This window comes from Pseudomonas sp. NY15437 (assembly GCF_048068435.1).
In the GTDB taxonomy this organism is placed as follows: domain Bacteria; phylum Pseudomonadota; class Gammaproteobacteria; order Pseudomonadales; family Pseudomonadaceae; genus Pseudomonas; species Pseudomonas nitroreducens_B.
The window spans coordinates 620,210-641,195 of record NZ_JBLUQC010000003.1 but is presented as its reverse complement, the minus strand read 5'-3'; the positions used below and the strand labels follow the sequence as shown (position 1 = coordinate 641,195).

The window sequence follows — 20,986 nt, the reverse complement described above, 5'->3', positions numbered from 1 at the left end:
ATCGACTACCGGGGCACACGCGTACGCATCACCGACAAGGCGCTGTCGCTCAGGCATGGCGGGGTGACGCGATGAGCAAACCGCTCGCAGGACAAACCGCACTGGTCACCGGCGCCACCCAGGGCATCGGCCGAGCCGTCGCCCTGGCACTGGCGGAGGCCGGCGCGCAGGTGTGGATCAACCACCTCGACCAGCCGGAAGCCGCCATTGCGCTGGTGGCTCGCATCGCCGCGGCAGGCGGTCGCGCCCATGCCGTGCAGGCCGACGTCGCGATGCCGGAACAGGTCGCCGGGATGTTCGCCCGCGTGCTGGCGGACGGCGACCTGGACATCCTGGTGAACAACGCCGGGATCATCCTGGAAAAGCCTTTTCTCGATACCAGCGAGGACGACTGGGCGACACTGCTCGGCGTCGACCTGCATGCCGTGTACCGCTGCTGTCGCCATGCCCTGACGCACATGCAGGCGCGCGGCAGCGGCCGCATCGTCAATATCGCCTCGGAGCTGGGCCAGCTCGGCCGCGAACGCTACGCCGCCTACTGCGCCGCCAAGGCCGGGGTGATCGGCCTGACCAAGGCGCTGGCGCGGGAATTCGCCCCGCACATCCGCATCAACGGCGTGGCGCCGGGGCCGGTGGACACGCCGATGGTTTCGGTCGAGCACATGAGCGAGGCGATGATCGCCCGCGAAACCGCGATCCCCGCCGGGCGTCTCGGCCAGCCCGAGGAGATCGCCGCGGCGGTGCTGTTCCTGGTCTCGCCCGGCGCCAGCTTCTTCCACGGGCAGATGCTCGGCGCCAATGGCGGCGCCTGGATGGGTGCCTGATGCGCGCGGAACTCGTCCTGCTGCTGGGCGCCGCCATCTGGGGCCTGGGCTGGATGCCCCTGGCGCACTTCGCCGACCAGGGCCTGGCCGGCATGCCGGTGGTGCTCTGCACCTACGGAATGCTGTGCACGGTGGCCGTGCCGCTGGTGCTGCGCCAACGCCGGCAATGGTGGCCCCAGCGCGGCGCCCTGCTGGCCATCGGCGCGTTCGGCGGCTGGGCCACCGCCGGGCTGGTGGCGGCGCTCTCCGAGGGCGACGTGGTGCGCGCCATGCTGCTGTTCTATCTCGCGCCGGTCTGGGGCCTGCTGGGAGGCCGGTTGCTGTTCGGCGAACAGCTCACCCCCGCGCGGCTCGGCGCCCTGGCGCTGGCCATGCTCGGCATCGCCCTCACCCTGGGCGTCAGCCGCGAGACCTTTCGCCCACTGGGCCCGAGCGACTGGCTGGCGCTCTCCGCCGGCTTCGCCTTCGCCCTCAACAACCTCGCCACCCGCGCCGCCGAACAGGTGCCGCTGGCCAGCAAGGCGGTGGTCGGTTTCATCGGCAGCGCCGCGCTGGGCGGCCTGTTCTGCCTGCTGCAAGGCACGCCACTGCCCACCCTCGACGCTCACCAATGGCTGCAGCTGGCCGGCTTTGGGCTGTTCTGGCTGGCCGCCATGGGCGCCGCGCAATACGGCTTCAGCCACGTCGAAGCGAGCCGGGCCGCCGTGCTGGTGGTGATCGAGTTGCTGGTCGCCGTGCTCACTGCCGCCTGGTTCGGCGAGCGCGAACTGGGCCTGCGCGAATGGCTCGGCGGCTCCCTGGTGCTGGCCGCGGCGCTGATCGCCGCGCGCCCGTCTGCTGACTCTTCCCCCACTCTCTGCGAGGCCGAAACATGACTGTCCGCATGGACCAGCTCAGCTGGGTCGAATACGCGCGCCGGGTGCGCGAGCAATCCCCCGTGGTGTTCCTGCCGTGCGGCGCCACCGAGCAGCACGGCCCGCACCTGCCGCTGGGCACCGATGCGCTGCTGGCCAGCGCGCTGTGCGAAGACGTCGCCCGCCAGGTCGACGGCCTGGTCGCGCCCGCGCTCTCCTACGGCTACAAGTCGCAGCCCAAGTGCGGCGGCGGCCAGCACTTCTGCGGCACCACCAGCCTCGACGGGCAGACCCTGATCGCCCTGGTGCGCGACGCCGTGCGCGAGTTCGCCCGCCACGGCGTCACCCGCCTGGTGCTGGTGGATGGGCACTACGAGAACCAGTGGTTCGTCACCGAGGGCATCCAGCTCGCCCTCCGAGAGCTGGGCCCTTCCAGCCCGCTGGACGTGATGCGCCTGGAGCACTGGGACTTCTGCAGCCAGGCCACGCTCAACGACGTCTTCCCTGACGGCTTCCCCGGCTTCGCCCTGGAGCACGCGGCGGTGATCGAGACCTCGCTGATGCTGCACTACCTGCCCAACCTGGTGCGCCTGGACCTGATTCCCGACGACGGCCCGGCCGACTTTCCCCCCTACGACATGTACCCCAGCCGCACCGAATGGGTGCCGCCCTCGGGTGTGCTGTCGTCGGCGCGCGGTTCCAGCCCCGACAAGGGCCTGCGCATGGCGAAGGACATCGTCCAGGGGATCGCCGCCGCGGTGCGCAAGGAGTTCGCATTGTGAGCAGCGCCCTGATCGTCATCGACATGCAGCGCGACTTCTGCGCCCCCGGCGGCTACGCCGACCAGGCGGGGCTGGAGATCGGCCGCCTGCGCGCACCGATCCCGGCCATCTCCCGCCTGCTGGACAGCGCCCGCGCCCAGGGCCTGTTGGTGGTGCACACCCGCGAAGGGCATCGCCCGGACCTCAGCGACCTGCACGAAAGCAAACGCCGCCGCGCCGAACAGGCCGGCGCGCCCATCGGCGCACGCGGCCCGCTGGGCCGCCTGCTGGTGCGCGGCGAGTACGGCCACGACCTGATCGACGAGCTGCGCCCGCTGGCCGGCGAGCCGGTGATCGACAAGCCCGGCTACAGCGCCTTCGCCTACACCGACCTGGACCTGCTGCTGCGCCGCCGCGGTATCGGCCATCTGGTGCTGTGCGGCGTGACCACCGAAGTCTGCGTGTCCTCCACGCTGCGCGCCGGGGTGGAACTGGGCTATGCCTGCACCCTGGTCAGCGATGCCTGCGGCTCGCCGAGCGCCGAGTTGCACGCCGCCGCCCTGGCGATGGTGGCGGTGGAAGGCGGCCTGTTCGGCCGCGTGCTGGACAGTCGTTCCATGCTCGCCGAATGGGAGGAAAACCCGTGCCTGGCCTGACCCTTCCCGCGGTGCCGCCGGCCTACCTCGGCGTCTGGCAACGCACCCTGCTGACCACCACGGCGGGCATCCGCGACACCGGCACCCGCGTCTACTGGCTGCAGACCGAGCGCCTGTTCGCCGACCTGCGCATTCCGCTGCCGGCACCCGAAACGCCCGCGCAACTGGCCACCCAGGCCGGATTCGCCGGCATCACCGAGGTCACCGGCGACCTCTGCCAATGGCATCGGGCGATCGACTTCCAGCCGCCCAACGGCGGCGAGGACATCGGCCGCATGCACTTCGTCGACAGCGAAAAGGTGCTGGAAGACGGCCTGGACGGCAGCTACCACGAGGTCTGGGAACGCCTGCCGGAATCCCTTGGGCGCAACCGCGGCACCTGGCTGCTGGGCGCCGATGGCCGCCAGGGCTGCCTGCTGCTGGCCGGCGACTGCTTCCTGTTCGCCGCTGGACGGCGCCTGGCGCTGCCGCACGCCGAGTCCCTGGCCGCGCTGTTCGACGGCGACAACGCCGAGCTGCTGGATTTCGAACTGAGCTTTGGCCGTCACCAGGGCGGTGCGATGCCCTGGCAGATCGAGCTGAGCACCCTGCCCGCGCGCATCGGCGCCCGTCTGTTGCCCGCCGACGCCGACGCCGACCCCGACCACCCCGACCTGCTGCGCGACGCCCGCTGGCTCAACCGCCTGGGCGCGAAGCCGCCGGCCGGTGGCTGGCAACCCTGCGAGCGGCCCCTGTTCCCCGATGTGGAGGTGACGCCATGACCGCCCACCAACCCCTGCCCCGCCCTGCCACCCAACCTGCCCGCCAGCGCTGGTGGGTGATCCGTGGCGAGCTGCCGCGCAGCGCCGTCTGGGCCCTGGCCGCCGCCGGCCTGCTGCTGCCGTTGCTGCTGTGGTGGGCCTACAGCGCCGCCGGGCTGGCCAACCCGATGTTCTTCCCCGGCCCGGACGCGGTGCTGGCGCGCATCGGCCACTGGTGGAGCGACGAGGGCCTGGTCGGCGACATCGCCATCAGCGTCTACCGGGTCATGGCCGGCTTCCTCGCCTCCGCGGTGATCGCCCTGCCGCTGGGCCTGTACATCGGCACCTACCGCCCGGTGCAGGCCTTCCTCGAACCGCTCACCGACTTCATCCGCTACATGCCGGCGGTGGCGTTCATCCCGCTGGTGATGCTCTGGGTCGGCATCGACGAAGGCTCCAAGGTGCTGATCATCTTCATCGGCACCTTCTTCCAGATGGTGCTGATGGTCGCCGAGGACGTGCGCCGCGTGCCCCTGGCGCAGATCGAGGCGGCGCAGACCATGGGCGCCAACCGCGCCGAGATCATCCGCCTGGTGGTGCTGCCCTCCGCGCGCCCGGCATTGCTGGACACCCTGCGCATCACCTGCGGCTGGGCCTGGACCTACCTGGTGGTGGCCGAACTGGTCGCCGCCAACTCCGGCCTGGGCTACGCCATCCTGCGCGCCCAGCGCTACATGCAGACCGACAAGATCTTCGCCGGCATCCTGCTGATCGGCGTCATCGGCCTGCTCACCGACCAGGCGTTCCGCTGGCTCGGCCGGGTGGCCTTCCCCTGGATGAAGAGGTAAATCCGATGAGCCAGAACAAGATCGCCATCCGCCACGTCGACAAGGTCTTCAGCAGCCAGGGCCGGCAGGTGCAGGCGTTGCAGGACGTGAACCTGGACATCCGCACCAACGAGTTCGTCACCTTCGTCGGCGCCTCGGGCTGCGGCAAGTCCACCCTGCTGCGCAGCATCGGCGGCCTGGAGCGCCACAGCGGCGGCGAGATCCTCGTCGATGGCCGCGCCGTGGACGGCCCCGGCATCGACCGCGCCATGGTGTTCCAGCACTACAGCCTGTACCCCTGGCTGCGGGTGATGGAGAACATCAAGTTCTGCCGCCGGCTCAAGGTGGTGTCCGACACCGTGCGCGGCGATGCCGACGTGGAGGTCGCCAGCGGCCGCGCCGACGCGCTGCTCAACCTGATGGGCCTCTCGGCCTTCGCCCAGGCCTACCCCAGCCAGCTCTCCGGCGGCATGCAGCAGCGCGTGGCGATCGCCCGCGCACTGATGCCCAAGCCGCAGATCCTGCTGATGGACGAGCCCTTCGGCGCCCTGGACGCGCAGACCCGCGAGGTGATGCACGACCTGATCCGCCATGTGCACCGCCTGGAGAACAGCACCATCCTGTTCGTCACCCACGACGTCGAGGAAGCGATCTACCTGGGCGGCCGCGTGGTGCTGATGGCGCCGCGCCCCGGCCGCATCGACAGCGTCTACGACGTGCCGTTGCCGGCCGAGCGCAACCAGGACATGAAGATGGCGCCGGAATTCATCGCCCTGAAGAAGGAAATCCTTGCCCGCATCCGCGAGACCTCGGGCATGAGCACCGACCTGGAACTGCTGGAGCAACTGACCCGCACGGCAGCGCCGGTCTGACCACAGGGCAAGGGAAGCGGCGGAGCGGATAGCCCCGCCGTTGTGCCGGGCATGGCGCCCGAAACGGAGTGCGCCAGAAAGCGCGAGGGAGACGGCCTGCCGGGAGCGGGTAGCTCCACCCGGGGGCTGGCGGGCCGGTGGCCGCGGTGGCGGCCTTGAAGCTGGCCGGGAGCGCCCGGTAAGGCGCTCCCGGCACGGTCGTCAGCCGATGGTCATCAGGCTGGCGTTGCCGCCGGCTGCGGCGGTGTTGACACTCAGGGCACGCTCGATCAGCAGGCGTTCCAGCGGGATGTCGGTCTCCCCGCGGTTCAGCCCGGTGACGCCGACGATGGCGCCCTTGCGCTGGCTGGCCAGTTCGCAGACCGCGCGCAGCTGGTCGGAATCGCCGTGGTGCAGGATGGCGTCGAACACCTTGTCGGTGGCGCTCCAGTCAGCGACCAGCTCGATGCGCTGGGCGACTTCCTTCGGCAGTTCCTTGACCACGGCGGCGTTGGACTCGGCCACCAGCGGACGGCTGCCCACGCTGAGCACCGCGGCCAGCTGGGCCAGCAGGTCGGCACGGTCTTCCGCCAGGCACAGCACGTGTTCGCGCGGCAGCAGCGTGTAGGTGTTGCGTTCGCCGGTCGGGCCGGTGAGCACCTGCTGGGTGAAGCTTTGCGCCAGTTCGCCGTAGCCGCTGAGCAGGCTCGCCAGGGCGGCGTCCTTCTGCCCGGCCCACTTGGCCAGGGCTTCCACGGCCTGCTGGGCGTCCTTGGGACGCGGCAGCGCCTGGGCGCCATCGCCCTTGAGCTGGTTGGCCACCGCATCCTGCGGGCGGGTCGAGAGCAGGCGGTACAGGTACAGCGGGCCACCGGCCTTCGGACCGGTGCCGGACAGGCCTTCACCGCCGAAGGGCTGCACGCCGACCACCGCGCCCACCACGTTGCGGTTGACGTAGAGGTTGCCGACATGGGCGGTGCCGACGACCTGGGCGATGGTCTCGTCGATACGGGTGTGCACGCCCAGGGTCAGGCCGTAGCCGGATTCGTTGATCTGCGCGAGCAACTGGTCCAGGTCCGCGCGCTGGTAGCGCACCACATGCAGCACCGGGCCGAAGATTTCGCGCTTGAGTTCGCTGAAGCTGTCCAGCTCGATCAGGGTCGGCACGACGAAGGTGCCGCGCTTGATTTCCTCGGCGTCCAGGCGGGCGCTCTGGAACACCTTGCGGCCTTTGTCGCGCATGGCCTGGATGTGCTTGTCGATGTTGGCCTTGGCTTCCTCGTCGATCACCGGGCCGATGTCGGTGTGCAGGCGTTCCGGCGCGCCGACGCGGTACTCGGCCATGGCGCCCTTGAGCATCTGCACCACGCGGTCGGCGGCGTCTTCCTGCACGCACAGCACGCGCAGCGCGGAGCAACGCTGGCCGGCGCTGTCGAAGGCGGAGTTGACGACGTCCACCACCACCTGCTCAGCCAGCGCCGAGGAGTCGACGATCATTGCGTTGAGGCCGCCGGTCTCGGCGATCAGCGGGATGGTGCGGCCCTGGGCGTCGAGGCGGCCGGCGATGTTGCGCTGGAGGATGCCGGCCACTTCGGTGGAGCCGGTGAACATCACGCCGCGCACGCGCTCATCGCCCACCAGGCGGGCACCGACGGTCTCGCCACGGCCCGGCAGCAGCTGCACGGCGCCAGCCGGCACGCCGGCTTCCAGCAGGATGCGCACGGCCTGCGCGGCGATCAGCGGCGTCTGCTCGGCGGGCTTGGCCAGCACGGTATTGCCAGCGGCCAGGGCGGCGGCCACCTGGCCGCTGAAGATCGCCAGCGGGAAGTTCCACGGGCTGATGCACACCACCGGGCCCAGCGGGCGGTGGCTGTCGTTGGCGAAGTGGGTGCTGGCCTGGGCGCCGTAGTAGCGCAGGAAGTCCACCGCCTCGCGCACTTCGGCGATGGCGTTGGCGAAGGTCTTGCCCGACTCGCGCACCAGCACGCCCATCAGCGACTGGATCTCGGCCTCCATCAGGTCGGCAGCGCGCTGCAGGATGGCGCCGCGCTCGGCCGGCTGGGTGGACTGCCAGATCTGCGCGCTGGACAGTGCACCGAGAATGGCGTTGTTGACGTCGGCTTCGCTGGCCTCGCGAACGTGGCCCACCACGTCGCGGTGGTCGGCCGGGTTGCGCACCGGCTGCGGCTCGCCCGGCGCGGCGTCGGCCAGGCCCAGCATCGGCTCGGCGAGGTAGGCGTGGTTGGTGCTCGACAGCAGCGCCGAGGACAGCGAACCCAGGCGGTGCTCGTTGGCCAGGTCGATGCCGGCGGAGTTCAGCCGGGCGTCGCCATAGAGGTCGCGCGGCAGCGGGATGCGCGGGTGCGGCAGGCCCAGGGTGCCTTCCTGCGCGGCCATCTGCTCGACCTGCAGCACCGGGTCGAGCACCAGGTCCTGCAGCGAGATGCTGTGGTCGGCGATGCGGTTGACGAAGGAGGTATTGGCCCCGTTTTCCAGCAGGCGGCGCACCAGGTACGCCAGCAGGGTCTCGTGGCTGCCCACCGGGGCGTAGATGCGGCACGGACGGTTGAACTTGCCGTCGGCGACCTTGCCCACCACCTGCTCGTAGAGCGGCTCGCCCATGCCGTGCAGGCACTGGAACTCGTACTGGCCGGGGTAGTAGTTCTGCCCGGCCAGCTGGTAGATGGCCGACAGCGAGTGGGCGTTGTGGGTGGCGAACTGCGGGTAGATGGATTCCGGCACCGCCAGCAGCTTGCGCGCGCAGGCCAGATAGGAGACGTCGGTGTACGGCTTGCGGGTGTAGACCGGGTAGCCTTCCAGGCCGTTGACCTGGGCCAGCTTGATCTCGCTGTCCCAGTAGGCGCCCTTCACCAGGCGAATCATGAGGCGGTGACGGCTGCGCTTGGCCAGGTCGATCACGTAATCGATTACGTAGGGGCAGCGCTTCTGGTAGGCCTGGATGACGAAGCCGATGCCGTTCCAGCCGGCCAGGGACGGCTCGAAGCACAGACGCTCGAGCAGGTCGAGGGAGATTTCCAGGCGGTCGGCTTCCTCGGCGTCGATGTTGATGCCGATGTCGTAGTCGCGGGCCATCTTCACCAGGCCGAGCACGGTCGGGTACAGCTCGTCCATCACCCGGTCGTACTGGGCGCGGCTGTAGCGCGGGTGCAGCGCGGAGAGCTTGATCGAGATGCCCGGGCCTTCGTAGATACCGCGGCCGTGAGAGGCCTTGCCGATGGCATGGATGGCCTGTTCGTAGGAAGCCAGGTAGCGCTTGGCGTCCTCATCGGTCAGCGCGGCTTCGCCGAGCATGTCGTAGGAGTAGCGGAAGCCCTTGGATTCCATGTTGGCCGCGTTGGCCAGGGCCTCGGCGATGGTCTCGCCGGTGACGAACTGCTCGCCCATCAGGCGCATCGCCATGTCCACGCCCTTGCGGATCAGCGGCTCGCCGGACTTGCCGATGATGCGGTTGAGCGCCGAGGACATGCCCGCCTCGGTGTGGGTCGACACCAGCTTGCCGGTGATCAGCAGGCCCCAGGAGGCCGCATTGACGAACATCGACGGGCTCTGGCCCAGGTGCTGGCTCCAGTTGCCGTTGCTGATCTTGTCGCGGATGAGCGCATCACGGGTGGCCTTGTCCGGAATGCGCAGCAGCGCCTCGGCCAGGCACATCAGCGCCACGCCTTCCTGGGACGACAGGGAGAACTCCTGCAGAAGACCCTGCACCAGGCCCTGGCGGCCGCCGGCGTTCTTCTGGTTGCGCAGCTTCTCGGCGATGCCCAGGGCCATCTTGCTGGCGGCGGCGGCCTGCTCCTTCGGCAGACGGGCCAGGTCCAGCAGCATCGGCAGCGCCTCGGTTTCCGGGCGGCGGTAGGCGGCGGTGATGGCCGCGCGCAGCACGGACTGCGGCAGGATGCTTTCAGCGAAATCGAGGAAGACCTGCAGCCCTTGTTCGTTCAGCGCATCCAGCGATTCCTCGCCCGCCGCGGCAGCGAGACCGGATTGCTCGGCCGGGGTCAGCCCGCCTTCCACCTGCTCCAGGTAGGAGAAGATGGCCTGCTTGATCAGCCAGTGCGGGGTACGGTCGAGTTGCTGGGCAGCCAGCTTGAGGCGCTCGCGGGTGGCGTCGTCGAGCTTCACGCCAAGGGTGGTGGTGGCCATGGGGCTTCCTGTTGTTAGAAGGTGTGCCTGAAAAACGGCGCAAGGTTATACCGCCGAATCGCAAGGTGCAACCAGGTGCAACCCAATAAAAACAAGCGGTTGGTCGTACGCGCAAATCCGGTGCAACCGGTGACATTTCCCACACACGGCGCTACCAAACGGAGCACGGCCACGGGCTCGCCCGGCGACAAGTCGCGAGGAGCGGCCGGACGGCAGGAGGAAAGCAGTGTTCGTGCCAGGGTTGAAAAAGGTGCAACCCTTCGGTTTGGCTGGGGAATGACCGGTGCGCAAGACAACCCCGCGAGAGCCTCGCCGGGGATGGAGCCACGTCGGCCCTGCCGACGGATCGCGGGCGTGGCCCGCTCCTACACCAACCCAACCAACCTGTAGGAGCGTGCCATGCACGCGACCGCGGACGAAGTCCGCCCCTATGCCAAGGCCGGCCTGTAGGAGCGAGCTTGCTCGCGAACCGCACAACGCCGGCCCTGCCGGGGCGGGTCGCGGGCGCGGCCCGCTCCTACACGAACCGCAACCTGTAGGAGCGTGCCATGCACGCGACCGCGGACGCAGTCCGCTCCTACGCCTGGGCCGACCTGTAGGAGCGAGCTTGCTCGCGAACGCGCACAACGCCGGCCCTGCCGACGGGTCGCGGGCGTGGCCCGCTCCTACACGAACGCAACCTGTAGGAGCGTGCCATGCACGCGATCGCGGACGAAGTCCGCTCCTACGCCAGGGCCGGCCTGTAGGAGCGAGCTTGCTCGCGAACCCTCCGGCGCCCTTTTCCTGATTGCACCGGAAGCAGCGGATTCCGCCGCGAGGCATTTCGCGGGCGTGGCCCGCTCCTACAGGTTGGCGTCTCCCGCCGGGCGCAGGATCAGGCAGCCCAGGGGCGGCAGGTCCAGCGCGAGGGATTGGGTCTGCCCGTGGGATTCATGCGGGTCGCTCTCCAGGGTTCCGCGGCTACCGGCGCCGGAGCCGCCGAAGGCGTCGGCGTCGCTGTTCAACAGCACCTCCCAGTGCCCGGCCAGGGGGACGCCGACGCGGTAGTGCGGGCGTGGCACGGGGGTGAAGTTGTGCACCACCAGCAGCGGCGCACCGTCGCCAGCCAGGCGCAGCCAGGCGAACACGCTGTTGAGCGAGTCGTCGCCGATCAGCCAGTGGAAGCCCTCGGCGCGGTCGTCGAAGGCATGCAGCGCCGGCTCCTCGCGTAGCAGGCGGTTGAGTTCGCGTACCAGCGCCTGGGTGCCGAAGTGCTCAGCATAGCGCAACAGGTACCAATCCAACTGGCCGTCATGGTCCCACTCCCGCCACTGGCCGAACTCGCAGCCCATGAACAGCAGCTTCTTGCCCGGGTGCGTCCACATCATCGAGAGGAACAGCCGCAGGTTGGCGAATTGCTGCCAGCGGTCGCCCGGCATCTTGCCCAGCAGCGAGCCCTTGCCATGCACCACTTCGTCGTGGGAGATGGGCAGGATGAAATGCTCGCTGAAAGCGTAGAGCAGGCCGAAGGTCAGCTTGTGGTGGTGGTAGCCGCGGTTGATCGGGTCCTCGTGGATGTATGAGAGGCTGTCGTGCATCCAGCCCATGTTCCACTTGTAGGCGAAGCCCAGGCCGCCCTCTTCCGTCGGCCGGCTGACGCCCGGCCAGGCGGTGGATTCCTCGGCGATGACCAGCGCGCCCGGCGCTTCGGTGTGGACGACGGCGTTGAGGTGGCTGAGGAATTCGATGGCTTCGAGGTTCTCCCGGCCACCGTGGCGGTTGGGGATCCACTCGCCCTCCTTGCGCGAATAGTCGCGGTAGAGCATCGAGGCCACGGCATCCACGCGCAGCCCGTCGACGTGGTATTCGCGCAGCCAGTGCAGCGCCGAGGCCAGCATGAAGCCATGCACCTCGTTGCGCCCCAGGTTGTAGATGTAGGTATCCCAGTCCTGGTGGAAGCCTTCGAAGGGATGCGCGTACTCGTACAGCGAGGTGCCATCGAAGTGCGCCAGGCCATGGGCGTCGGTGGGGAAATGCGCCGGCACCCAGTCGAGGATCACACCGATGCCGGCCTGGTGGCAGCGATCGACGAATCGGGCGAAGTCCGCCGGGCTGCCGTAGCGTGCGGTGGGGGCGAACAGCGAGAGCGGCTGGTAGCCCCAGGAGCCGCCGAAGGGGTGCTCCATGATCGGCATCAGCTCGATATGGGTGAAGCCCAGGTCGGTGATGTAGGGGATCAGCCGGTCGGCCAGCTCGTCCCAGGTGGGCGCGCGGTTGTCCACCCACTGCCAGGAGCCGGCATGCAATTCGTAGATCGACAGCGGCCGATCGTGGCCCTGCCGCTCGCCGCGCTGGCGCATCCAGTCATCATCCTGCCAGGCGAAGGGCGTCGGGTCCGGCACCCGCGAGCCGGTGGCCGGCGGCATTTCGGTGGCCAGCGCCATCGGGTCGGCCTTGAGCGGCAGCAAGCCGTCCTGCCCCAGCAGTTCGTACTTGTAGACCTCACCCGGCTGCAGGCGCGGGATGAACAGCTCCCACACCCCCGCCGGGTAGCGCAGGCGCATCACGTGGCGGCGGCCGTCCCAGCCGTTGAAGTCGCCCACCACCGACACCCGCCGGGCGTTGGGCGCCCACACGGCGAAGCGCACGCCGGGCACGCCCTCGTGTTCCATCACCTGGGCGCCGAAGCACTTGCCGAGCTGGCGGTGATTACCCTCGGCGAACAGGTAGAGATCCAGCTCGCTCAAGGACGGACCGAACGCATAGGGGTCTTCGGTGACCTGCTCGTGCTCCGGCCAGTGGATGCGCAGGCGGTATGGCGTCTTCTGCGGCAAGCGGGCGATGAACAGCCCGCTGGCGTCCACCGACTCCATGGCGGCGAGGAACTCGTCGCGGGGCGACAGCAATTCCACCGCCAGCGCGCCGGGCAGCCACACGCGCACCAGCTCGCCGTCTTCATCGCGGTGTGGGCCGAGGAAGGCGAAAGGGTCGGCGTGATCGGCACGCTGCAGGTGGTCCAGGTCGCTACGCGGGGTCATGTACGTCCTCCAATCAGATGTCGTGCCAATTCGAATAGTCCTTGCAGGGGTACTTCCAGCCAGTCCGGGCGGTGGCCGGCTTCGTAGAGCACTTCGTAGGCGGCCTTTTCCAGGCTGAACAGGGCCAGTGCCGCGCCCTCGCCTTCGCGGCCATGCCATTCATGCGGCAGGTCGACCGCCGCGGCGCGGTAAGCCTCGAGGAAGGCGTCGCGGGCCTCGCGGCGGTAACGCAGGGCCAGCTCGCCACGGGCCGCCTGCACCTCCGCGGGCGCCTCGGTGCCCTGGGCGCTGCGCAGGGCCATGGCGGCGGCGTAATCGAAGGAGCGCAGCACACCGGTCACGTCCTTCAGCGGGCTGTGGCGCTGGCGGCGCTCGGCCAGCGGACGATTGGGCTCGCCTTCGAAGTCGATGAGGTAGGCGTCGCCCTGCACCACCAGCACCTGCCCGAGGTGCAGGTCGCCGTGGACGCGGATCATCACCCCGCCCTCGGCCAGCCGCGCCAGATTGCCCACGGCCTGCAGCAGTTCGCTGCGTTTCTCGAGCAGCCAGTCGACCATCACGCCGCCCCGCTCGTCGAGGTGCTCGCGCGCGCCTTGCAGCGCTTGCAGGGCCTGCTCGATCTGCGCGCCGATGCTGCGGGTCCACCCTGCGCTGTCGGCGGCGGTACTGCGGTGCAAGCCAAAGTCCGGCTCCTCGGTGGCCTCGGCCAGCAACTGGTGCATCTCGCCCAGGCGCTGGCCGAACTTGCCGGCGAACAGGCGCAGCTCTTCCATCACGTCGAATTCCGGCTCGGCGGTTTCCACGCCGGGCAGCAGGCCGTCGCGCATGGCGCGCTCCAGCTGGTTCAGCGTCCAGCTCCAGGCGTCACCCTGGTTGCTCAGGTAGCCCTGCAGCAGCATCAGGGTGTGCGGCTGGCCCTGGGCATCGATGCGGCGCACCTCGCCCAGTAGCGGCGCGATGTTGGCGAAGCCGCGCCGGCTGAGATAGCCACCCATTTCCGCCTCCGGATGCACCCCGGGGAAGACCCGGCGCAGCAGCTTGAGCAACAGGCGATTGCCGATCAGCGCGGAACTGTTGGATTGCTCGACGCCCAGCACGCGAATCTCCGCGTCGTCGTCGATGTCGGCGAATTGTTCCAGGCCGGGTTGCGCCAGGAATTGCAGCTCCCCCGCCGGGCCCTGCAGGGTCACGCCCTGGCGCAGCAGGTTGAGGATCAGCCGGCTGAAACGCGGCAGGCTGAAGGCGTCGGTGAGCAGGCCGACCCGGCGCCCGCGGCGCAGGCGCGCCAGGGCCAGTTGCTGCGGCAGGTCGTGGCCACTGCTGGATTTCTCCGGGACGGCGGCCATCGGCAGCTGGTAATGCTCCGCGCCGTCGGCCCCGTTGACTTCCACTTCCGCCAGCATGGGCGCGGCATCGTCCTCGGTCAGCGGCATGGCGTACAGCAGATGGGCGCTGCCCGCCTCCAGGCGCCCGGCGGCGAACCAGCGGCGCTTGGGCAGGTAGCGCGGCAGCGAGTCGTTCTCCAGCAGCTCGCGCGGGGCGCCATTCATGATCTCGCCCAGGCGCTGGGCCAGCACCAGGGTAGGCAGCTCGGGCATACGCTCCACCGGCTTCACGTGCCAGGCCGGCATCTGCTGGCTGTCGGCCAGGTAGAACCAGTAGAAGCCATAGGGCGGCAGGGTCAGCAGGTAGGTCATGCGGCCGATGGGCGGGAAGGACGAGCCCCCGAGCATCTCCACCGGCACCCGGCCGTCGAACGCCGCGAGGTCCAGCTCCACCGCCTGGGCGGCATTGGACAGGTTGGCCACGCAGAGGATGGTGTTTTCGCTGGCGTCCTCGCCCTCGGGCTTGTACTGGCGCAGGTAGGCGAGGATGCGACGGTTCGGCGGAGACAGCATGGTGATGCTGCCACGGCCGAAGGCCTTCTGCTGCTTGCGGATGCCGAGCATGCGCCGGGTCCAGTTGAGCAGCGAATGGGGGTCGCGGGCCTGGGCCTCGACGTTGACGCTCTGGTAGCCGTAGAGCGAATCGAGGATCGGCGGCAGCACCAGGCTGGCCGGGTCGGCGCGGGAGAAGCCGCCGTTGCGGTCCATCGACCACTGCATGGGGGTGCGCACGCCGTCGCGGTCGCCCAGGTAGATGTTGTCGCCCATGCCGATCTCGTCACCGTAGTACAGGGTCGGCGTGCCGGGCATGGACAGCAGCAGGCTGTTGAGCAGTTCGATGCGCCGGCGGTCGCGCTCCACCAGCGGCGCCAGGCGGCGGCGGATACCCAGGTTGATGCGCGCGCGGCGGTCGGCGGCGTAGTAGTTCCACAGGTAGTCGCGCTCGTCGTCGGTGACCATCTCCAGGGTCAGCTCATCGTGGTTGCGCAGGAAGATCGCCCACTGGCAGTTGTCGGGGATGGCCGGGGTCTGGCGCAGGATGTCGGTGATCGGGAAGCGGTCTTCCTGGGCGATGGCCATGTACATGCGCGGCATCAGCGGGAAGTGGAAGGCCATGTGGCATTCGTCGCCGGGGCCGCCGTCGGTGCCGCCGAAATACGGGCGGGTGTCTTCCGGCCACTGGTTGGCCTCGGCCAGCAGCATGCGGTCCGGGTAGTGGGCGTCCAGTTCGGCGCGGATGCGCTTGAGCACCACGTGAGTCTCGGGGAGGTTCTCGTTGTTGGTGCCTTCGCGCTCGATCAGGTAGGGGATCGCATCCAGGCGCAGGCCGTCCACGCCCAGGTCCAGCCAGTAGCGCATCACCCCGAGCACCGCACGCAGCACCTGCGGGTTGTCGAAGTTGAGATCCGGCTGGTGCGAGTAGAAGCGGTGCCAGAAGTACTGCCCGGCCACCGGGTCCCAGGTCCAGTTGGACTGCTCGGAGTCGATGAAGATGATCCGCGTCTGGTCGTACTTGCTGTCGTCGTCGGACCACACGTACCAGTTGCGCGCCTGGGAGCCCTTCTTCGCCCGCCGCGCGCGCTGGAACCAGGGATGCTGGTCGGAGGTGTGGTTGATCACCAGCTCGGTGATGACCCGCAGGCCGCGCTCGTGGGCCGCGTCGATGAAGCGACGGGCATCGGCCAGGGTGCCGTAGTCCGGGTGCACGCCCTTGTACATGGCGATGTCGTAGCCGTCGTCGCGCCGTGGCGAGGGGTAGAACGGCAGCAGCCAGAGGGTGTTCACGCCCAGCTCGGCGATGTAGTCGAGCTTCTCGATCAGCCCGCGGAAGTCGCCGATGCCGTCGTTGTTGGCATCGAAGAAGGATTTGACGTGCAACTGGTAGATGACCGCGTCCTTGTACCAGAGCGGGTCATCGAGAAAGGGGCGGGTCTTGCGCTTGGCCATGGTCGCAATCCTTCAGGTTCAGGTCTCGGGGTGCAGGCGCCAGATGCCGAACGGCAGGTGCCAGGGCTCGATGCGCATCCACTGGCGCTTGCCGTGCCAGGTCCAGCGGTGGCCGTTCATCAGGTCCTCGCCACCCATGGGCGCGTCATCGGGCAGGCCGAACTCCCACAGCGGCAGTTCGAAGTCGGCTTCCCGGGCGTTGTGCGGGTCGAGGCTGACCGCCACCAGAATGAAGTTGGAGAGGTCCGCGGTGCGCTTGCCGAACAGCAGGATGTTGTCGTTGAACGCGCGGTAGGCCTGGAAGCCCAGGTGGCTGTGCAGCGCCGGGTTCTCGCGGCGGATGCGGTTGAGCCGGGTGATCTCGCCGACGATGTTGCCGGGGGCGTGGTAGTCGCGCTGGCGCAGCTGGTACTTCTCCGAATCGAAGTACTCCTCCTTGCCCGGCACCGGGTCGGCCTCGCACAGTTCGAAGCCCGAGTACATGCCCCATAGCCCCGACCCCATGGTCGCCAGCGCCGCGCGGATGAGGAAACCGGCGCGCCCGGAACGCTGCAGGAAATACGGGTTGATGTCCGGCGTATTGACGAAGAAGTTCGGCCGGTAGCAGTCGCGCAGCGGCGCCTGGTTCAGCTCGCCGAGATACTCCTCCAGCTCCTGCTTGGTATTGCGCCAGGTGAAGTAGGTGTAGCTTTGGCTGAAACCGACCTTGCCCAGGCGCGCCATCATCGCCGGGCGGGTGAAGGCCTCGGCGAGGAAGATCACCTGCGGGTGCTCGCGGCGCACCTCGGCGATCAGCCATTCCCAGAACGGCAGCGGCTTGGTGTGCGGGTTGTCCACGCGGAACAGGGTCACGCCCTGCCCCACCCAGCCCAGCACCACGTCGAGCAGGCCGAGCCAGAGGTCGGGCACCGCGTCCGGCGCGTAGAAATCGACGTTGACGATGTCCTCGTACTTCTTCGGCGGGTTTTCCGCATGGCGGATGCTGCCATCGGCGCGCCAGCTGAACCAGCCGGGGTGGTCGCGCAGCCAGGGGTGGTCCGGCGAGCACTGGATGGCGAAGTCCAGGGCGACTTCCAGGCCGTGCTCGCGGGCGGCATCCACCAGTTCGCGGAAGTCCGCCAGGGTGCCCAGCTGCGGGTGCACCGCGTCATGGCCGCCCTCCTCGCTGCCGATGGCATAGGGGCTGCCGGGGTCGCCCTCGCCCGCCTGCAGACTGTTGTTGCGGCCCTTGCGGTGGGTGCGTCCGATGGGATGGATCGGCGGAAAATACAGCACGTCGAAGCCCATGGCGGCGATGTCCGGCAGGCGCCTGTGCACATCGGCGAAGGTGCCGTGCTGGCCGGGCACCGCGCTCTCCGAACGCGGGAACAGCTCGTACCAGCTGGCGAATTCGGCCAGGGGGCGTTCCACGTCCAGCTCGAAGGTCAGGCTGCGGGTGAGAAAGGGCCGGTGCTCGGCGCGCTGCATCAGCTCCAGGGTGCGCGGCGCCATGAAGAGTCCGAAGCGTGCTTCGCGGCTCTGGCTGCTCTGCAGCTCGCGGACGATCTCGCCCAGCTCCGCCTCGCAGTCGTCCGGCGCGGTCTGCAGCACCTTGTGCAATAGCTCGATGCCTTCGCGAAATTCGAGGTCCACCACCTGCCCGGCGGCGTACTTCTTCTCCAGCTCGTAGCGAAAGCTCGCATAGCTGTCGATCCAGGCCAGCACGATGAACTCGGTGCGGCCGACCTGGGTGGGGGTGATGTGCGTTTCCCAGTGATCGTTGCCGATCGGCAGCAAAGGCGTCTTCTGCCAGGGCTGGCCCTTGCCCTCACGCCAGGCGACCTCGGCGGCCAGCTTGTCGTGGCCATCGCTGAATATCCGTGCGTGGATGCGCGACGCGCGGTGGCTGATGGCCTTGGCGGCAAAGCGGCCGCTCTCCAGACGCGGCTCCACGTCCTCGATGACGATGCGCGCCTCATTGGCGGCGGCTTCAGCCCGGCTGGCGGGGTTCTCCAGTTCCATCGCGGCGCCCTCCTCGCGGCGGTGCGCGCCCCCTGGCGCGCTCATGGTGGATTGGCGAGCTACAGGGGGTTGGAAGCGGCGGAGGTCCGGCAAGTTCAGGCTAATTGCACCGACGGTTCGCTCAGGACGTCTTGCGCCTGGCCGCGCCCTTGCTGGCGGGCTTGCTGGCCGGGCTCTTCTTCGCCGGCGCGCTGGCGGCCGTGCGCTTCTTGCCATCGCCCTTTAGGCTGCGTTTGAGCAGTTCGGTGAGGTCGATGATGTCGGCGCCTTCCCCACCCTTGGCTTCGGCTTCCGGCACCTGGGCCAGTTGCCCCTTGGCGGCCTTCTGTTCCACCAGGCGGTGGATTTCCTCGCTGAAGGTGTCCTCGTATTCCGCCGGTTGCCACTGGCCGGTCATGTCCTTGACCAGGCGTTCCGCCATCTCGGCCTCGCGCTTGTCCAGCTTGACCTTGTCCAGCGCCAAGCCCAGTTCGTCCACCTCGCGCACGTCCGCCGGCCAGCGCAGGGTCATCAGCAGGATCGCCTCGCCCTCCTCGCGCAGCATCGCCAGGTGCTGGCGGCTGTGCATCACCAACTGGCAGACCGCGGCCTTGCCGGTCTTCTTCAGGGTATCGCGCAGCAGCACGTAGACCTTCTCGCCGCGCTTCTCCGGCGTCAGGTAGTACGGCGAGTCGTAGAACGGCACGGGGATCTCTTCGATATCGATGAAGCTGAGGATGTCGATGGTCTGGGTCGCTTCCGGCCGCGCGGCGCGGATTTCCTCCTCGCTGATCACCACGTAGCGCCCCTTCTCCAGCTCCACGCCCTTGACGATGTGCTCCTTGGGCACCTCCTTGCCAGTGATCTTGTTCACCCGCTTGTACCCCACCGGCTCCAGGCTGCGTTCGTCCAGCCAGTCGAAGTCGGTGCCACTGGAACGCGAGGCGCTGTTGAGCGCCACGGGGATGTGCACCAGGCCGAAGCTGATGGCGCCCTTCCAGATCACACGGGCCATGGGCAGTCCTCCTGCAGGGTCACGCCGTCGTCGAAATGCACGCGGCCTTCGCCGTCGATATCGCGCACCCGTTCGAGCATGCGCTGCGCTGCCGCCTCGGCCTCGGCGCCGTTGCGGCTACCCGGCGCGTAGACCCAGAGCACCTCCACCGCCGCGCCTTCGCGGCTGACCTGGTACTCGATCAGGCCGGTGTAGCGGCCCTGCTCAACCATGGCATCGGTCCAGGCGCAGGCCTGGGGAAATTCACGGAACATCGCGGTCCTCCCGCTGCTGTTCGTTGATGGAAAGGCGCTCGGCCCGCCGCTCGCCGGCATGGGGCAGGCAATGCAGCACCAGCAGCGCCAGCAAGGTGCCGAGCACGGCGGTCGCCGAATGCCCCAGGCCGACGCTGATGCCGATGGCGGTGCTCAGCCACAGGCCGGCGGCCGTGGTCAGCCCCTTTACATCGGAGGCGCGGCTGCCCTTGAGGATCGTCCCCGCGCAGAGGAACCCGATGCCGGCGGCGATGCCCTGGATCACGCGGCTGACGGCGTCCGCCTCCGTACTGCCTTCGCGGATCGCCATCACGAACAGCGCCGCGCCCAGGGTCACCAGCATGTGGGTGCGCAGGCCGGCGGCCTTGCCCTTGCTCTCGCGCTCATAGCCCAGCACGCCACCCAGCAGCACCGCCAGCGACAGGCGCAGCGAGGCGCGGGTGATCTGCTCGACTTCGCTGAGGTCGGAGAACTCGGCGACCAGCGTCGCCCAGATGCGCTCCAGTAGGTCCATGTCCGGCTCGTGTGGCGGCCCCGATATCAGTCCAGACCGGCGCGAGGGCGATTTGGTTTGCTCAATTTTCCCAACGGCGCACAACCGCTCGGCGGAAAGTCCGCCGATGTGTCGTGAAAGCCGCAGGTTGCGTGGTCCATGACTCAAACCCCGGCCACCCACCGGCCGTGCATCGTGCAACCTGCAAAGGAGACCGCGGATGAGCGACGACCCCGAGAGTTTCGCCAATGCCTATCAAAGCGCGCTGGTGGAGGTGGCCCTGCCCGCCTTCGCCCGCGCCAGCGAATTCGCCCGCGAACACGGCCTGGAATGCACCGTGGAGCTGCTCGAAGGCCGCCGCCACCTACCGGAGCTGAGCCTGAAAGTGCGGGGCTCCTGCCATGACCCGGAGTGCGTCTGCCGCATCACCGCCGACCCGCAGACCCAGCGCCTGTGCCACGAGAACCGCTGCGGCGACAGCGAAGCCGACGTGCAGCAGGTGATCGGCTCGCTCGCCTCGCTCAACGAAATGGTGCTCGACACCCGCCTGCTGGAATTCTTCCAGAGCTCCTTCGCCCTGCACCTGGACTACGCGTCCAGCCGGCATGCGGGAGGGTTCTGGTAGGCATCGGGCTTTCAGCGGAGGCCGTGAGCCCCGCCGGCGCTGGCGGGGTTGCCCATCGCCAGCGCCCCGCCCCTCAATCTCCGCAAACCGCCGGGCGCGCGCTCCAGCCCATGCGTACCTCGGGGTGTCCGGTGTGTGCGTCCTGGCGTTCTTCCAGCACCACGAAGCCGTGCCGCTGGTAGAAGGCGACGGCGCCGGCGTTGGCCGAATAGACCGCCAGTTCGAGCATGGGCAGGTGGATCTTCGCGTCGCTGAGCAGGTGCGAACCCAGGCCGCGGCCCTGGCATTCGGGGGCGACGAACAGCGCGGCCAGTGCGCCGTCGTGCAGGCTGTAGAAACCGCTCACCCGGCCGTCGCTCTCCAGGACGCGCGACGCGGCGGCGGGCAGGTAGACGTTGCGCATGTCCTGCAGGCGTTGCTGCCAGAAGTCGCTCTCGATGAAGCCGTGGGCCTGTTGCGAGGCGCGCAGCCAGATATCCAGCACGCAGTCCATGTCGTCGTCGCGAAAGTCACGGATCAGCATCGGCAGTCTCCCGGTCTTTGAAGTGCTCATGGCGTGGCGGGCGGCATCCTACACAAAGCGATCACCGCTGCGC

The 20,986-nt window shown here is 68.8% G+C and carries 16 protein-coding genes; 8 read left to right on the top strand and 8 right to left on the bottom strand.

Annotated features, from left to right (window positions below; translation table 11 throughout):
* Positions 1-71 precede the first annotated feature (71 nt).
* From ACNFIA_RS10205 to ACNFIA_RS10175, 7 genes are read left to right on the top strand one after another with little or no spacing between them, the layout of a single operon-like run.
* Positions 72-824: an SDR family NAD(P)-dependent oxidoreductase gene (locus ACNFIA_RS10205; RefSeq protein WP_416784569.1), complete on the top strand. Its 753-nt coding sequence runs from the start codon at positions 72-74 to the stop codon at positions 822-824.
* Positions 824-1,699, top strand: coding sequence for a DMT family transporter (locus tag ACNFIA_RS10200; RefSeq protein ID WP_416784567.1), 876 nt, complete (start codon positions 824-826; stop codon positions 1,697-1,699). Before ACNFIA_RS10205 ends, ACNFIA_RS10200 begins: the two co-directional genes overlap by 1 nt.
* Positions 1,696-2,460 (top strand): creatininase, encoded by a 765-nt coding sequence (locus tag ACNFIA_RS10195; protein WP_416784564.1) that lies wholly within the window; start codon positions 1,696-1,698, stop codon positions 2,458-2,460. Before ACNFIA_RS10200 ends, ACNFIA_RS10195 begins: the two co-directional genes overlap by 4 nt.
* Entirely contained in the window at positions 2,457-3,095 is a 639-nt protein-coding gene (locus tag ACNFIA_RS10190) for a cysteine hydrolase family protein (protein ID WP_416784562.1), read from the top strand. Before ACNFIA_RS10195 ends, ACNFIA_RS10190 begins: the two co-directional genes overlap by 4 nt.
* A complete protein-coding gene (locus ACNFIA_RS10185) occupies positions 3,083-3,856 on the top strand; it encodes a hypothetical protein (RefSeq protein WP_416784559.1) in 774 nt (257 codons plus the stop codon). Before ACNFIA_RS10190 ends, ACNFIA_RS10185 begins: the two co-directional genes overlap by 13 nt.
* Positions 3,853-4,683: an ABC transporter permease gene (locus ACNFIA_RS10180; protein WP_416784557.1), complete on the top strand. Its 831-nt coding sequence runs from the start codon at positions 3,853-3,855 to the stop codon at positions 4,681-4,683. The genes ACNFIA_RS10185 and ACNFIA_RS10180 overlap by 4 nt, the downstream gene beginning before the upstream one ends.
* A gap of 5 nt (positions 4,684-4,688) precedes the next feature.
* Positions 4,689-5,534: an ABC transporter ATP-binding protein gene (locus tag ACNFIA_RS10175; protein WP_416784555.1), complete on the top strand. Its 846-nt coding sequence runs from the start codon at positions 4,689-4,691 to the stop codon at positions 5,532-5,534.
* A 201-nt stretch (positions 5,535-5,735) separates the two neighbouring features.
* Here ACNFIA_RS10175 and putA read toward each other — a convergent pair whose 3' ends face one another.
* The 7 genes from putA to ACNFIA_RS10140 form a co-directional block, all read right to left on the bottom strand.
* Complete coding sequence (gene putA / locus ACNFIA_RS10170; RefSeq protein ID WP_416784552.1) at positions 5,736-9,674, bottom strand: trifunctional transcriptional regulator/proline dehydrogenase/L-glutamate gamma-semialdehyde dehydrogenase; 3,939 nt, start codon at positions 9,672-9,674, stop codon at positions 5,736-5,738.
* Positions 9,675-10,516: 842 nt separating this feature from the next.
* A complete protein-coding gene (glgB, locus tag ACNFIA_RS10165) occupies positions 10,517-12,691 on the bottom strand; it encodes a 1,4-alpha-glucan branching protein GlgB (RefSeq protein WP_416784550.1) in 2,175 nt (724 codons plus the stop codon).
* On the bottom strand, positions 12,688-16,023 hold the full coding sequence (gene treS / locus ACNFIA_RS10160) for a maltose alpha-D-glucosyltransferase (protein ID WP_416784547.1): 3,336 nt from the start codon (positions 16,021-16,023) through the stop codon (positions 12,688-12,690). The genes glgB and treS overlap by 4 nt, the downstream gene beginning before the upstream one ends.
* Before the next feature lie 18 nt (positions 16,024-16,041).
* On the bottom strand, positions 16,042-18,024 hold the full coding sequence (locus ACNFIA_RS10155; RefSeq protein ID WP_416784545.1) for an alpha-1,4-glucan--maltose-1-phosphate maltosyltransferase: 1,983 nt from the start codon (positions 18,022-18,024) through the stop codon (positions 16,042-16,044).
* A gap of 121 nt (positions 18,025-18,145) precedes the next feature.
* A complete protein-coding gene (locus ACNFIA_RS10150; RefSeq protein WP_259755179.1) occupies positions 18,146-19,018 on the bottom strand; it encodes a Ku protein in 873 nt (290 codons plus the stop codon).
* A complete protein-coding gene (locus ACNFIA_RS10145) occupies positions 19,006-19,272 on the bottom strand; it encodes a hypothetical protein (protein WP_259755181.1) in 267 nt (88 codons plus the stop codon). The genes ACNFIA_RS10150 and ACNFIA_RS10145 overlap by 13 nt, the downstream gene beginning before the upstream one ends.
* On the bottom strand, positions 19,262-19,786 hold the full coding sequence (locus tag ACNFIA_RS10140; RefSeq protein ID WP_259755183.1) for an MgtC/SapB family protein: 525 nt from the start codon (positions 19,784-19,786) through the stop codon (positions 19,262-19,264). The genes ACNFIA_RS10145 and ACNFIA_RS10140 overlap by 11 nt, the downstream gene beginning before the upstream one ends.
* Positions 19,787-19,985: 199 nt before the next feature.
* Here ACNFIA_RS10140 and ACNFIA_RS10135 point away from each other — a divergent pair, with 199 nt between their 5' ends.
* Positions 19,986-20,390, top strand: a complete 405-nt coding sequence (locus ACNFIA_RS10135; protein ID WP_259755185.1) for a hypothetical protein — start codon at positions 19,986-19,988, stop codon at positions 20,388-20,390.
* Positions 20,391-20,463: 73 nt separating this feature from the next.
* On the opposite strand, the gene ACNFIA_RS10130 is transcribed toward ACNFIA_RS10135, so the two are convergent.
* A complete protein-coding gene (locus tag ACNFIA_RS10130; RefSeq protein WP_416784630.1) occupies positions 20,464-20,910 on the bottom strand; it encodes a GNAT family N-acetyltransferase in 447 nt (148 codons plus the stop codon).
* Positions 20,911-20,986 lie beyond the last annotated feature (76 nt).